This window comes from Halorubrum sp. 48-1-W (genome assembly GCF_003287355.1).
Classification (GTDB): Archaea; Halobacteriota; Halobacteria; order Halobacteriales; family Haloferacaceae; genus Halorubrum.
This window is the reverse complement of the sequence record NZ_QMIM01000017.1, coordinates 61,183-74,614: the sequence shown is the minus strand read 5'-3', so window position 1 is coordinate 74,614 and position 13,432 is coordinate 61,183. Positions and strand designations below refer to the sequence as shown.

The 13,432-nt window shown below is 69.9% G+C and carries 14 protein-coding genes; 5 read left to right on the top strand and 9 right to left on the bottom strand.

Going from position 1 to position 13,432, the window contains the following annotated elements:
- Positions 1-6: 6 nt before the first annotated feature.
- Positions 7-831 carry an agmatinase gene (speB, locus tag DQW50_RS09085; protein ID WP_112078964.1) on the top strand — a complete coding sequence of 275 codons (825 nt, stop codon included), beginning with the start codon at positions 7-9 and terminating at the stop codon, positions 829-831.
- A 37-nt stretch (positions 832-868) separates the two neighbouring features.
- Here the strand turns inward: speB and DQW50_RS09080 are convergent, their stop codons facing one another.
- Entirely contained in the window at positions 869-1,120 is a 252-nt protein-coding gene (locus DQW50_RS09080) for a hypothetical protein (protein ID WP_112078963.1), read from the bottom strand.
- Between the two features lie 110 nt (positions 1,121-1,230).
- On the bottom strand, positions 1,231-1,881 hold the full coding sequence (locus DQW50_RS09075; RefSeq protein ID WP_112078962.1) for an HVO_0476 family zinc finger protein: 651 nt from the start codon (positions 1,879-1,881) through the stop codon (positions 1,231-1,233).
- Positions 1,882-2,053: 172 nt separating this feature from the next.
- On the opposite strand from DQW50_RS09075, the gene prs reads away from it, so the two are divergent.
- The 3 genes from prs to DQW50_RS09060 are packed head-to-tail and all read left to right on the top strand — an operon-like array spanning position 2,054 to position 4,658.
- Positions 2,054-2,932: a ribose-phosphate diphosphokinase gene (gene prs, locus DQW50_RS09070; RefSeq protein ID WP_112078961.1), complete on the top strand. Its 879-nt coding sequence runs from the start codon at positions 2,054-2,056 to the stop codon at positions 2,930-2,932.
- The gene (locus tag DQW50_RS09065; RefSeq protein WP_112078960.1) at positions 2,929-3,102 is read left to right on the top strand and encodes an AbrB/MazE/SpoVT family DNA-binding domain-containing protein; all 174 of its coding nucleotides are present in this window, start codon (positions 2,929-2,931) and stop codon (positions 3,100-3,102) included. Before prs ends, DQW50_RS09065 begins: the two co-directional genes overlap by 4 nt.
- Positions 3,103-3,155: 53 nt before the next feature.
- Positions 3,156-4,658 carry a replication factor C large subunit gene (locus DQW50_RS09060; protein ID WP_112078959.1) on the top strand — a complete coding sequence of 501 codons (1,503 nt, stop codon included), beginning with the start codon at positions 3,156-3,158 and terminating at the stop codon, positions 4,656-4,658.
- A 16-nt stretch (positions 4,659-4,674) separates the two neighbouring features.
- On the opposite strand, the gene DQW50_RS09055 is transcribed toward DQW50_RS09060, so the two are convergent.
- The 3 genes from DQW50_RS09055 to DQW50_RS09045 form a co-directional block, all read right to left on the bottom strand.
- Entirely contained in the window at positions 4,675-5,910 is a 1,236-nt protein-coding gene (locus DQW50_RS09055; RefSeq protein WP_112078958.1) for a HAMP domain-containing sensor histidine kinase, read from the bottom strand.
- 223 nt (positions 5,911-6,133) lie between these two features.
- Positions 6,134-6,628 carry a PaaI family thioesterase gene (locus tag DQW50_RS09050; protein ID WP_112078957.1) on the bottom strand — a complete coding sequence of 165 codons (495 nt, stop codon included), beginning with the start codon at positions 6,626-6,628 and terminating at the stop codon, positions 6,134-6,136.
- 542 nt (positions 6,629-7,170) lie between these two features.
- A complete protein-coding gene (locus DQW50_RS09045) occupies positions 7,171-7,620 on the bottom strand; it encodes a universal stress protein (RefSeq protein WP_112078956.1) in 450 nt (149 codons plus the stop codon).
- A gap of 150 nt (positions 7,621-7,770) precedes the next feature.
- On the opposite strand from DQW50_RS09045, the gene DQW50_RS09040 reads away from it, so the two are divergent.
- The gene (locus DQW50_RS09040) at positions 7,771-9,420 is read left to right on the top strand and encodes an amidohydrolase (protein ID WP_112078955.1); all 1,650 of its coding nucleotides are present in this window, start codon (positions 7,771-7,773) and stop codon (positions 9,418-9,420) included.
- 38 nt (positions 9,421-9,458) lie between these two features.
- On the opposite strand, the gene trpG is transcribed toward DQW50_RS09040, so the two are convergent.
- The 4 genes from trpG to trpD are packed head-to-tail and all read right to left on the bottom strand — an operon-like array spanning position 9,459 to position 13,421.
- Positions 9,459-10,058: an anthranilate synthase component II gene (trpG, locus tag DQW50_RS09035; RefSeq protein WP_112078954.1), complete on the bottom strand. Its 600-nt coding sequence runs from the start codon at positions 10,056-10,058 to the stop codon at positions 9,459-9,461.
- Positions 10,055-11,725 (bottom strand): anthranilate synthase component I, encoded by a 1,671-nt coding sequence (trpE, locus tag DQW50_RS09030; RefSeq protein ID WP_112078953.1) that lies wholly within the window; start codon positions 11,723-11,725, stop codon positions 10,055-10,057. The genes trpG and trpE overlap by 4 nt, the downstream gene beginning before the upstream one ends.
- On the bottom strand, positions 11,722-12,366 hold the full coding sequence (locus tag DQW50_RS09025) for a phosphoribosylanthranilate isomerase (RefSeq protein ID WP_112078952.1): 645 nt from the start codon (positions 12,364-12,366) through the stop codon (positions 11,722-11,724). The genes trpE and DQW50_RS09025 overlap by 4 nt, the downstream gene beginning before the upstream one ends.
- Positions 12,366-13,421 (bottom strand): anthranilate phosphoribosyltransferase, encoded by a 1,056-nt coding sequence (gene trpD, locus DQW50_RS09020; protein WP_112078951.1) that lies wholly within the window; start codon positions 13,419-13,421, stop codon positions 12,366-12,368. Before trpD ends, DQW50_RS09025 begins: the two co-directional genes overlap by 1 nt.
- Positions 13,422-13,432 lie beyond the last annotated feature (11 nt).

The window sequence follows — 13,432 nt, the reverse complement described above, 5'->3', positions numbered from 1 at the left end:
CGGGCCATGTTCCCCGGAGCGACCGCCGACCGCGACACGGCCTCGTACGTGGTCGTCGGCGCTCCCCTCGACGCCACGACCACGTTCCAGCCCGGAACCCGATTCGGCCCCGACCGAGTCCGGCGCTTCTCGTCGTCCTACGACGACTACGACGATCGAACCGGGAGTCACTTCTCCGCACTCGGCGTCCACGACGCGGGCGACGTCGACCCCTGGGACGACACGCGCGAGTACCTGGATCACTTGGCAGCCGAGCTCCGGAGCGTCGTCCTCGACGGCGCGGTCCCGCTCGCGATCGGCGGGGAACACACCGTCACCTACGCCGGCGTCGAGGCCGTCACGCCGGAGACCCTCGTCGTCGTCGACGCCCACCTCGACCTCCGGGCGGAGTACGCCGGCAACCCCTGGAACCACGCCTGCGTCACCCGCCACGCGCTCGACGTCGTCGACCGCGCGGTGGTCTTCGGGGCGCGCACGGGCTCCGCAGCGGAGTGGGACCGCGCCGCCGAGAGCGACGTGGAGATCGTCGCGCCCGAGGACGCCCGCGCGTGGCTCGACGCCCTCGATCCCACCCGGTTCGCCGACGGCTCGACGTACCTCTCGGTCGACATCGACGGCCTCGACCCGGGGTTCGCGCCCGGAACCGGAACCGTGGAGCCGTTCGGGCTCCACCCGCGCGAGGTCCGCGACCTCGTGCGGGCGGTCGCGCCCCACGCCGACGGTTTCGACGTCGTCGAGGTGAACGACCGCGACGACGGCCAGACAGCGGCGCTGGGCGGCAAGCTGCTCCGGGAGTTCGTTCACTCACACGCGGCCGGCCCGTCGGCGTGACGGCCCGCAACCGGGGCGCGCGTGTTTCGGGACCGGCTCAGTGGCGCTCGGAGAGTCGACGGCGAACGGCCGACACCGCCTCCATGGCGTCGATCCACTCGCGGGGATCGGTACACCAGATCCGGTCGCCCTCGACGCTGACACAGAACACCGACTCCGCGGACGGTGAGAGGGTCACGTCGTCGACGTCGGGACGGTCACCGAGGTAGGCGTCCATCAGGCGTCGGGCGGTCTCGGCCTCCGAACGGAGCCGGTTCCCGGAGGCGTACTCGATGGCTATCTCGGCCATACCTGTCGTTAGAATGTACACGATTAATAACTACTGTATACGGGCAGTGATTGCGGGGACCGGAGACGGGTGGCCCTCGTCGCGGAAGGGTCACCACGCCGGCGGAAGGGTCACCACGCCGACCAGGCGGTCAGGCTCTCGTCGCGGCCGTACACCCGCTTGAGGTCCTTCGCGTACGCCATGTCGCCGGGGTGGTCGAACTTCTCGTGACGGTACTCGGGGGCGTCCTCGCGGATGTGAAGGCCCTCGATCGTGAACTCCTCGTCGCCGAACTCGACGGTCTCGCCGACGACGAACTCCATGTCACCGGGGACGTTCACGTCGATAGAGCGGGTTCGGTCGGCGTCGCCGTCCTTCGGGTGGAGCGTGACGTCGACGGCGACGTTGTCGACCGCCCGGGTCCACAGCGTGTCGACGCTCGTGATCGCGGCGTCCTCGACGCGGTGTTCGGGCCCGAGTTCGATGCCGGTGATCCGGACCTGCATCAGCGCGTCCTCGGTGTCGACGACGAACTCCTCGCCGGTCTCGACGCCGCCCTCGGCGGGGACCTCCATCTCGGTCGTGAACGACTCGCCGTCCTGTGAGACGACGATCGTGACCTCGACGGTCTCCACCTCGGGGATCTCGGTTTTGTGCGTGTGGTCGCAGTCGGTACACCGGACGGTGGCCTGGCCGCCGGGTCGCAACACCTCGTGGACGGTCTCCTCGCCCGGCGAACACGACGGGCAGACGAGACCGACTCGGTCTCCGGTTTCGGTCATTACGGCGTCGTTCCCGCCGCGTGCGTAAATATCCGCTCCCCTGGCGGTCGTGTGCGTGTCGCTGTCTCTCCATCTCCGTGCGTGTCGCTGTCTCCCTCCGGCCCCGCTCGTCGTCGCGATGGCCCGGCCGAGTACAGAAACAGGTTTACCGGTGTCGGCGGAACGGACGCCCATGATCGTACCCGGGTCGAGTTCGCAACTGCTCGCGGCCGCGCTCGCCGAGGGGACGGGCCGGCGGCTCGCGACCGCGACGTACGACCGTTTCCCGGACGGCGAGCGTCTCGCCGCCGTCCCGGGCTTCGACGGCGGGCAGGCGACGGTGGTCGCGACGACCGACTCCGACGAGGCGTGGGTCGAACTGCTCCAGCTCCAGGACGCCGTCCGCGAGGCGGGCGCGGAGGACGTGACGACCGTGATCCCGTACATGGGATACGCCAGACAGGACGCGTCGTTCCGCGACGGCCAGCCCGTCTCCGCGCGGGCGATGGCGCGGGCAGTCTCGACCGGCACCGACCGCGTCGTGCTCGTCAACCCGCACGAGCCGGCCGTGGCCGACTTCTACGACGTCCCGGTCGAGGCCGTCGACGCCGCGAGCGTCCTCGCCGAGCCCCTCACAGCCGACCTCCGCGACCCCCTCTTCCTCGCGCCCGACGAGGGGGCGATCGGGATCGCCGAGACCGTCCGCGACGCGTACGGCGCCGGCGAAACGGACCACTTCGAGAAACACCGCGACCGGGGGACGGGCGAGGTCGAGGTCTCCCCCTCGGACGCGTCCGTCGCCGGCCGCGACGTGGTCGTCGTCGACGACATCGTCGCCACCGGGTCGACGATGAGCGAGTCGGTCGACGTGCTGGTCGAGCGCGGGGCCGACCGCGTGGTCGCCGCCTGCGTCCACCCCATGCTGGCCGAGAACGCGGTGACGAAGCTACGGGCCGCGGGCGTCGACCGGATCGTCGGCACCGACACGATCGAGCGCGGCTGTAGCGTCGTCAGCGTCGCCCCGGTCCTCGCGGAGGCGCTCGTCGCCGACGCGGTCGCGGAGGGAGGGTGACGGACGGAGACCGGGATCACGTCGCCGACCGCGACGACGGTAGCGAGCCGGTTCCGACCGGATCGGATCCCCTCGCCACGCTGCGGGAGGTGTTCGCCGACGTCGACGAACCCGTGGACGAACTGCGTGACCGGGCACGGGAAGCGGCCCTGAACGAGGCCGGACGCTGAGGGACGCGTAGCGCTCCGCAACCACTAAACGGCGCTCGCGCCTTCCTCCGGTAATGGCCGACTGGACCGAGCGGTACCGCCCGAGCACGCTCTCGGAGGTCCGCGGCAACGACAAGGCCCGCGACGCGTTCGCGGACTGGGCGCGCTCGTGGGACGACCACCGCGAGGCGGTGATCCTCCACGGGAGCCCCGGCGTCGGGAAGACGAGCGCGGCCCACGCCCTGGCGAGCGACATGGGCTGGGAGACGGTCGAACTGAACGCCTCGGACCAGCGCACCGCCGACGTGATAGAGCGGTTCGCCGGTCGGGCAGCGCGCAACGCCACCCTCGGCGGGAGCGCGGCCGGCGGCGGCGCGGCCGGCAGAGACACCGCCTCAAGACAGCTCGTAATCTTAGACGAGGCGGACAACATCCACGGCAACTACGACCGCGGCGGGGCCTCCGCGATCACGAAGCTGGTCAAGGAGTCGGGCCAGCCCATCGTGCTCATCGCCAACGAGTTCTACGACATCTCCCGCGGGCTCCGGAACGCGTGTCAGGACATCGAGTTCCGCGACGTCTCCGCGCGCTCCATCGTCCCCGTCCTGCGGGACGTCTGTCGCAAGGAGGGGATCGAGTTCGAGCCGGACGCGCTCCAGCGGATCGCCGAGCGCAACCGCGGCGACCTCCGCGGCGCGATAAACGACCTCCAGGCAGCCTGCGAGGGGCGCTCGTCGATCGCGGTCGAGGACGTCGTCACCGCCGACCGCGACAAGGCGATGGGGATCTTCCCGTTCCTCGACGCGGTGCTCAAAGAGGAGTCCGCGGAGGAGTCGCTCCGGTCAGCGTACGCGGTCGACGAGACGCCCGACGACCTCACGAAGTGGATAGAGGACAACATGCTCTCCGTGTACGACCCGGCGGAGGCGACGCGCGCGTACGACTTCCTCGCGAACGCCGACGTGTGGCTGGGCCGCGTCCGTGCCAGTCAGAACTACACCTACTGGCGGTACGCGACCGACAACGCGGCTGCCGGGGTCGCCGCTGCCCGCGACGGAACCAAGGGAGGGTGGACCCGGTACGGCCGTCCGCAGTTCTGGCCATCCTCCGATTCGACCGCCGACGAGGTGGTCGGCCGGATCGCCGAGACGAGCGGCTGTAGCGTCGCCACGGCCCGCCGGGAGGTGTTGCCGTTCCTCTCCGCGATCACCCACCACTGTAAGCCCCGCGAGCTCACCGTGGCGATGGCGGCCGCCTACGACCTCGACGAGGCCGGCGTGGCGTTCGTCACCGGCTCCGGGGAGTCGACGAACAAGGTCGAGTCGATCGTCGAGGACGCACGGGAACGTCGCGAGGAACGGATGGCGGACAACGCGGACGGAGCGTTCGTCGGCGGGCGCGGGACGCGGGACGACGACACGGCCGACCCCGCAGGCGACGACCTGTCCGGAGGCGACGCTTCGGACGGACACACGGGCGACGAAGTGGGTCCGACGGACGCCGACGCCGACGGTGACGACGACGACGCCGACGCCGACGGCGACGACGGACAGGCGGGGTTGAGCGACTTCGTGTGAACGGTTCCGCCCGGGATCAATCCGCCGGGCGACGCTCGGTGTCGGCGAACGTCTCGACGTCGGTGAACTCGAACCGTGCGCCGCCGGCCTCGCCCTCCGTCACCGAGACGGACCAGCCGTGTGCCGTGGCGATCCGCTCGACGATCGCGAGCCCGAAGCCGGTCCCCTCCTCCGCGGTCGTGTACCCGGGTTCGAAGACGGTCTCGCGTTCCGCCTCGGGGATCCCGGGGCCGTCGTCGGCGACGTAAAAGCCGTCGCGGTCGTCGAGCGGTCCGACGAAGACACGGACGTCGGCGGAGGCTGCTCCGTCGTCCGCCTCCGCTTCGGAGGCCCTTCGGGCGATCCAGCCGACCGCTGTTTCTCCCCGGCCAGCGCCGATCGCGGTCCCGGATCCGTCCGACGAGCCGTGCTCGACGGCGTCGCCGGACGCCGTCCGGCTGCTCGTGGAACCGTGTTCCACGGCGTTTCGGAACAGGTTCTCGAGCGCCTGCCGGAGCCGACTCCGGTCACAGTCGATCCGCGGGAGCGCCCCGTCGACGACGAGCGTCGCGTCCACAGCTCGGCCGACGGTCGCCCAGGCGCGGTCGACGACGAGCCGGAGGTCGGTCTCGGCGGTCGATTCGACCGATCGACCCTCGCGGGCGAGAGAGAGCACGTCGGAGATGAGGGCGTCCATCCGCGCTAAGGCGTCTTGGGCGCGGTCTATCCGCTCGACCGCGGCGTCGCCTTCGATCTCCCGGGCCACCTCGAGGTTGCCGACCGCGACGGAAAGCGGGTTCCGGAGGTCGTGTGAGACCACGCTCGCGAACTCCTCGAGCCGCTCGCGCTCCCGTTCGAGTCGTCGCTGTCGCTCGATCCGTTCGTACGCGGGGAAGAGGTACCCAACCACGTCCCCCTCCGTGTCGCGCCGACCGCGTTCGTGGACCCATATCGCCCCGTCGTCGGACGTGGACCCGTCATCGGATGTGGACCCGTCGTCGTCGGACGTGGACCCGTCGTCGTCGGACGTGGACCCGTCGTCGGACGTGGACCCGTCGTGAACGACCCGATACGCCACGTCGACGTCGCCGTTCGCGAGTTCTTTGCGGAGACGGTCCCGGTCCTCCGTGTGGACGGCGTCGAGCCATCCCTCCCGGGGGAGGTCCTCGACCGGGAGGTCCGGATCCGTGGCCGATTCGAGGACGACTTTCCCCGGATCGCCGTCCGGTCGCCGGTACGCGACGCCCGGTCGAGGGTCGACCCGAGGGACCATATCCGATCGTCGCGCTCGGACCGACATAAACATTGTCTGAATAACACTTGTATGGCGGTGGTATCAACCGATCGAACGAGCGAAATTAACCGATCGGGTGCCGTCGAACTCGCGTCGTCGAACCCGCTTCGCGCTCTCGAAGTCGAACCGGTCGTAGGGGTTCACGCGCGTATCGAGGTGGGCCGTCCGAACGTGTGCGTGTTCGTCCTTGTCGGTGAAGGTTTCAAAACAGGCGTGCCGTTGCCTCCCCGGAGGCCAAGATCCGCGGGTCTTCGTCTTCCACGTCACTTTTCGGGAGTACTTCGATACGCGCGGTCGCTAATGTCGAGCCGAAATCAATTACTTCCGCTTCGATGACATGATCCTCGTTGACACCGTCGTGGAACGACATGTCGACGCGTGTCGTTGCGAGCGGCACCGGTTCAAGCGCTTCAGCAATGATCGCTGCCATGCCTGCCGCATCTGCGAGCGTCATGAGGATCCCACCGTTAATTCCGTCCGCTGGTCCAACTTCCGGTGGTCTCGTCCGGTCGCTAGCAGACTGTCGCAACCGAACGAATCCGCGTTCGACCGTGAGTATTTCGGGCTGTAGCCACTCGTAGTACGGATTCGACTCTCGAAGGTACTTCAGGTACTCTTCGACCGTGCCCAGTTTCTCCGTCGTCTCGTCTTGCGGTGCGTTCTCTGGTTCAGGCGTCGTCTCAGTGTTCTCAGCCATGCTCACCAGTATCAACACTCAACGGGAAGTCGTTGCTGGGGTGCTCGGGCGACATTCCACAGCTCAGACGTCGGAGAAACGTCTTCACTGATGATACGTTCCCGTCCACGTTCCCCGTCCCAGTCGTCGGCAACATGCGAGCGGACTTCCGGAACCGTTGATGACAACTCACTCACAATAACCGCACCGGGTTCACCGGTCGACTCACCGCTCCCGTCGCGTAACCCCTCCTCCGTAGGGCCACCACTCATGAAACGACGTAGCACGATATCCCATATAGTAGTTTTGTTGATGATAATATTTGTAAAACGAACCTACCGATCGGACACAAAAATCTAACTCGATCGTCACGAAAAATCCGAGGCGAAAGCCTCGTGCTTCAGCGTGGGGAGGACGTCAACGCGAGGAGGACGTCAACGCGAGGAGGACGTCAACGCGAGGAGGACGTCAACGCGGAGAGGACGCCATCCGATAGGAACGGATCTCGTTGGGCCCGAAAACGAGTCGAGCCGGCTTGAGTCAGCCGAATTTCCAGAACTCGCTCACTTCGAAACGGTCGTCTTCACGATGCTGACCGGTGCGGGCGATCGTCGGGAGACGCGCTCCGTGACGGAGCCGAGCATGCGCCGGTACTCGCCCGGCCGCGTCTTCGAGCCCATCACGGTGAGGTCGATGTCCTTATCGTCGATGTACCGGAGGATCGTCTCGTCCGGCTTCCCGTACACGAGGTCGGTCACGACCTCGACGCCCGCGCTCGAGGCGCGCTCGGCGACCGCCTCGAGCGCCTCGCGACCGTTCTCCTCTAAGGTCTCCTCCGCGCCCTCGGAGCCGTCCACGAACTCGTCGCCGGAGTAGGCGTTGACGATGTCGCTGTCGACGACGTAGAGCACGTGGAGAGTCGCGCCGTACCGGTCGGCCGCGTCGATGGCGTGATCGGTCGCACGGTCGACGCCCTTCGTGCCGTCCGTCGGGAACAGTATCCGATCGTACATACGCGAGGGTTCGTCCGACGCCCGAATAAAAGGTGTGCCCGGTTCCCGGATCGGGACATCGGTCGTGGCGGACGGCGACGGTCCCCGCGATCGGCGGGACCCGACCGGAGCGCCCCAAACGGTTAATCCGTCCCGCGCGGGAGGACGTTCATGAGCGAAGCTGCGGACCGGGTCTTCCTGAACGGGGAGGTCCACACGCTAGCCGAGCCCGACGAGACTCACGAGGCGGTCGCCGTTCGAAACGGCGAGGTCGTGCGAGTCGGCCGGACGTACGACGTCGAGTTCTTCGCCGGCGCCGACACCGACGTCGTCGACCTCGCGGGGCGGGTCCTCCTGCCGGGGTTCATCGACGCGCACACCCACCTGACGACCGTCGGGCGCTCGCTCGTCCACGCCGACCTCTCGGACGCCGAGTCGCCGGCTGACGCAGTCGAGTTGTTGAGCGAGCGAGCGCGAGAGATGGCGGCGGAGGCGGCGGAAACGACGCGGACGACCGCGGCGGGGGACGACGAAGTCGGCGACGGCGGGGCGGGGGACGACGAGGCCGGGAGCGACCCCGCGACCGAGTGGGTGCTCGGCTACGGCTACGACGAGTCGACGTGGGAGGAGGACCGGTACCTGACGCGGGCCGACCTCGACCGCGTCCCGACCGACCGGCCGGTGGCCGCGTTCCGCGAGGACATGCACGTCGCCGCGGTCGACGGCGTCACGCTCGACCGGTTCGCCGACGTCCTCGAGTCCGTCCCCGACCGAACGGTCCCGACGGACGAGGCGGGCGAGCCGACCGGCGTCCTCCTCGAGGGCGCGATCGACCCGATCTACGAGGCGGTCGAGCCGGGGGTAGCGGGAACCCGGACAGCCGTCGAGGCGGGCCTCGAGCTGTGTGCCGAACGCGGGATCACGGGGTTTCACGACATGGTCCGGGACTCACACGCCCCGCGGGTCTACCGCGACCTCGACGCTGCCGACGAGCTGACCGCGCGCGTCCGGATCAACTACTGGACCGACCACCTGGACGCGCTCCGGGAGGTGGGGTTGACGACGAACGCCGGCTCCGCGTTCGTCGAGACCGGCGCGATCAAGTCCTTCACCGACGGGAGCTTCGGCGGCCGGACCGCCAGGCTCTCCGAGCCGTACGCCGACGACCCCGACGAGACCGGCCAGTGGGTGATCGAGCCCGACGAGCTACGCGACTGGGTCCGCGAGGCGACGGCCGCCGGCTACCAGTTCACGGCGCACGCCATCGGCGACGAGGCGATCCGGGCGACGCTCGACGCCTACGAGGGGGTGGCCGTGGGCGACCCAGGGGAGGACCGCCACCGGATCGAACACGTCGAGCTCGCCGCCGACGACGTCGTCGAACAGCTGGCGGAGACGGGCGTCGTCGCGAGCGTCCAGCCGAACTTCCTGAAGTGGGCGGGACCGGACGGGCTCTACGAGGCGCGTCTCGGCGGGGAGCGCACCGCCGGGACCAACCGGTACCGTGAGATGCTCGACGCCGGGGTCCGGCTCGCGTTCGGCTCGGACGGGATGCCGATGGACCCGCTCCTCGGCGTCCACCACGCCGTCAACGCGCCCGCCGAGGGACAGCGGCTCTCCGTGACCGAGGCGCTCCGCGCGTACACGAGCGGGGCCGCGTACGCCGGCTTCGACGAGGACCGGCTGGGGACCGTCGAGCCCGGCAAGCGCGCGGACTTCGTCGTCCTCGAGAGGTCGCCGTGGGAGGAGCCGGAAGCGATCCGCGACGTCGACGTGGCGATGACGGTCGTCGACGGCGAGGTCGTCCACGACGCGCGCTAGGGGACGGTCACGGCGGAACCGTCGCCGCCTACCGTCTCTTACGCGACCGATTCGAGGAAGTTCCGGATCACGTCGTGGCCGACCGCGGTGAGGACGCTCTCGGGGTGGAACTGGACCGCCTCGATCGGGTGGTCCCGGTGTCGGATCCCCATCACGACCGGCTCGCCGTCGTGATCGGTCGTCGCGGTGACCGCGAACGACTCGGGCACCTCCGTGGCGACGAGCGAGTGGTACCGCCCCGCACGAAAGCCCTGTTCGAGGCCGGCGAACACGCCCTCGCCGTCGTGGTCGACCGGGAACGCCTTGCCGTGGATCGGCTCCGGCGCGTGACCGACCGTGCCGCCGTACTCGTGGACGGCCGCCTCCAGCCCGAGACACACCCCGAGCGTGGGGACGTCGGGGGACAGTTCGCGGAGCACGGACGCGGAGACGCCCACGTCCCGGTCGTTCTTCGGGTGGCCCGGACCGGGGCTGATCAACACGGCGTCGGGCTCCTCGGCTTCCACCGCCGCCAGCGACGCGGTGTTCTTCAACACGGTGATGTTGACGTCGGTGCCGTCGCCGATCGACAGCTCCGAGACGTACTCGACGAGGTTGTAGGTGAACGAGTCGAAGTTGTCGACGACGACGACCTTCATTTCTCGATCCCCTCCAGGGTGGGTTCGTCCTCGCGGACGCGATCGATCGCGGCGAGGACGCCCTCCATCTTGTGTTCGGTCTCCTCGTACTCCGCGGTCGGGTCCGAGTCCGCGACGAGCCCCGCGCCGGCGCGGACCGTGATCTCGTCGACGCCGGTGTCGACGCCGCCGTCCGCCCCGATCCCCTCGCGGATCGTCGCGGTCCGGATCACGATGGCGAAGTCGGCGTCGCCGGTCCACGAGTAGTAGCCGACGCCGCCGCCGTAGGCGCCCCGCGGGGTCGTCTCGAGGTCGTCGATGATCTCCATCGCGCGCACCTTCGGCGCACCGGTGAGCGTGCCCGCGGGGAACGCCGCCCGCGTGGCGTCGAACGGGTCCGACCCGGACGCGAGCGTCCCCGTCACCGTCGACTCGATGTGCTGGACGTGGCTGTATTTCAGCACGTTCATGAACTCCTCGACGCGGACGGACCCCGGCTCCGACACCCGGCGGACGTCGTTGCGTGCGAGGTCGACGAGCATGGTGTGTTCGGCGCGCTCCTTCCCGTCCGCGAGCATCTCGCCGGCCAGCCGCCGGTCCTCGACCGGGCTCGTCCCGCGCGGACAGGTGCCCGCGATCGGGTTCGAGACGACCCGGTCGCCTTTCACCGAGACGAGCGTCTCTGGGCTCGCGCCGACCACCGTCCGGTCGTCGTGCCGGAGGACGTACATGTACGGCGAGGGGTTGATCTCCCGCAGCGCCGCGTACAGCCCGAGCGGGTCGACGTCCCCGCGGAGACGGCGACTCCGGGAGATCACGCCCTGATAGATGTCGCCGTCGAGCACGTGGCGCTTCGCGGTCCGCACCGCCTCCTCGTAGGCCTCTTGCGGATCGGCTTCCTCCTCGCGCACCCGGATCCCGCCGGGGTCCGGCGGCTCGGCGGCCGTGAGGTCGGCAGCGACCCTGTCGGCCTCCGCGGCGAGCGCATCGTAGACCTCGCCGGGGTCGTCGTCGACGTCGACGATCGGCGTGAACACCAGCTCGACGGTTCCCTCCTTCTCGTCGAAGACGACCGTCCGCGTCGTCAGGAGGAACTCGGCGTCGGGGAAGTCGGTCGCCGGTCGCTCGACGCCGACCTCCTCGAGCCAGAGGTCGTAGACCGCCTCGTACGCGAGGAAGCCGACGAAGCCGCCGGAGAGGATCTGCCGGTCCGTCTCGGGGAATCCGCGACGGGCCACGTCGGGGAACGCCGTGCGGATCCGATCGATGACGTCGGCGTCGGTGCCGCGGTCGTCGTCCGCACCGCCCGCGTCGACGTCGAACTGGTCGACGTCGCCGACGAACGCCGCGGCGGGACCGAGCTGGGTCACCCGCGTCCCCTCCGGGCGAACCGAGACGACCGCCTCCGGGTCGTAGCCGACGAACGAGTAGCGGGCGTGTCTGTCCGCCTTCCCGCCGGCGGTGAACGCGCCGTCGGGGTCGCTCGAGGCCACCTTCTCGCCGGACTCGAGGAGGAAGCCGTACGGCTCGTCGCCGACGAGCGTGGCGTACGCCGAGAGCGGGGTGACCCCGGGATCGAGCGACGCGGCCGCCCGGACGACGACCGGCCGCTCGGCGCCGTCGACCAACTCGACGAACTCCGCGCGCGAGCGGTCGAGCGGGGTCGCCCCGTCGTGGTCGCCGTTCATACGACCTCCATCTCGCGGCCCGCGTTGGTGACGAACCGGGCGACCGCGTTGTGGTCCTTCCGCCCCTCGATACGCTCGACGCCGGAGGCGACGTCGACCGCGAAGGGGTCAGCGACCCGCACCGCCTCGGCGACGTTCTCCGCGGTGAGCCCGCCGGCGAGCACGACGGGAACGGTCAGTCGCTCGGCCAGTTCGCCGGTCGCCGCCCAGTCGTGGGTCTCGCCGGTGCCGCCCGCCCCGGACTCGCGCGTCGAGTCGACGACGAGCGCGTCGGCGACGCCGTCGAACTCCTCGGCGCGGACCGGGTCCGTCGCGTCGACGGCGAGCAGTACCTTTCGTTCGGTCTCCGCGCGGATGAACCGGAGTTCGTCGGGCGTCCACTCGCCGTGGAGCTGGACGGCGTCGGGGCCGATGGTCCGGACGAGTTCGACCGCGCGTTCGGCCGAGGTCGGCATCGTGACGAGCGTCGCCGTGACGAACGGGGGGACGTCGGCGAGCAGGTCCGCCGCGCGAGCCGGGTCGACCTCGCGGGACGTGTCGACCGGGACCTCGGTTATCACGCCGACCGCGTCGGCCCCCGCCTCGACGGCTGCCCGGAGGTCCGCGCCGTCGGTGAGCCCGCACACCTTCACTCGCGCCATCACTCGACCTCCGCGCCGGAGCCCGCGGCCACGCTCGAGTCGGCCGGTTCCGCCCCGTCGCCGCAGAGTGCCGCGAACTTCTCCGTAGCCGCCCCGGAGTCGATCGCCTCCGCCGCGCGCTCGACGCCCTCGGACAGGGAGTCGGCCTCGCCGGCGACGTAGATGGCCGCGCCCGCGTTCACGAGGACCAGGTCGCGTTTCGCGCCCGTCACCGAGCCGTCGACGATCCCCCGGAGGTCCGCGGCGTTCTCCTCGGGCGACCCGCCCGCGACCGCCTCGATCGGCGCTCGCTCCACCCCGAGGCCCTCCGGCGTGATCGTGAACTCCGTCACCTCGTCGCCGTCGACCTCGGCGGCGACCGTCTCGTCGTGGATGCCGATCTCGTCCATCCCCGCGCCGTGGACGACGAGCGCGCGCTCGACGGGCATGTGTGCGAGCGCGCGGGCGATCGGCGCGACCAGGTCGGGGTCGTAGACGCCGAGCAGCTGGGCGTCAGCGCCGGCGGGGTTCGTCAGCGGGCCGAGCACGTTGAACACCGTCCGCATCCCGAGCTCCTTTCGCGGGCCGATGACCGCCTTCATCGCGGGGTGGAAGACGGGCGCGAGCATGAACCCGATCCCGTCGTCCTCGATGGCGGCCTCGACCTCGGCCGGCTCGGCCTCGACGTCCGCGCCGGCGACCTCGAGCACGTCGGCGCTGCCGGAGGAGGAGGAAACCGAGTAGTTGCCGTGTTTGGCGATCGGTACGCCCGCGCCCGCAGTGACGATGGCGGCGGTCGTCGAGACGTTGATCGTGTCGTAGTCGTCCCCGCCGGTCCCGCAGGTGTCGACGAGCGGCGAGCGGTCCGGCTCGATCGTCCGGGCGGCGTCGCGCATCCCCCGAGCGAAGCCCGCGATCTCCGCCTCGGTCTCGCCCTTCGCACGCAACGCGGCGAGGAGCGCCCCGATCTGCGCCTCGGTCATCTCCTCGAAGACGAGCCGCGCCGCCTCGCGGGCCTCCTCGAGCGACAGGTCCTCCCCGTTCGTCACGCGTTCGACCGTGTGCTGAATATCCATAGTGTTCACCG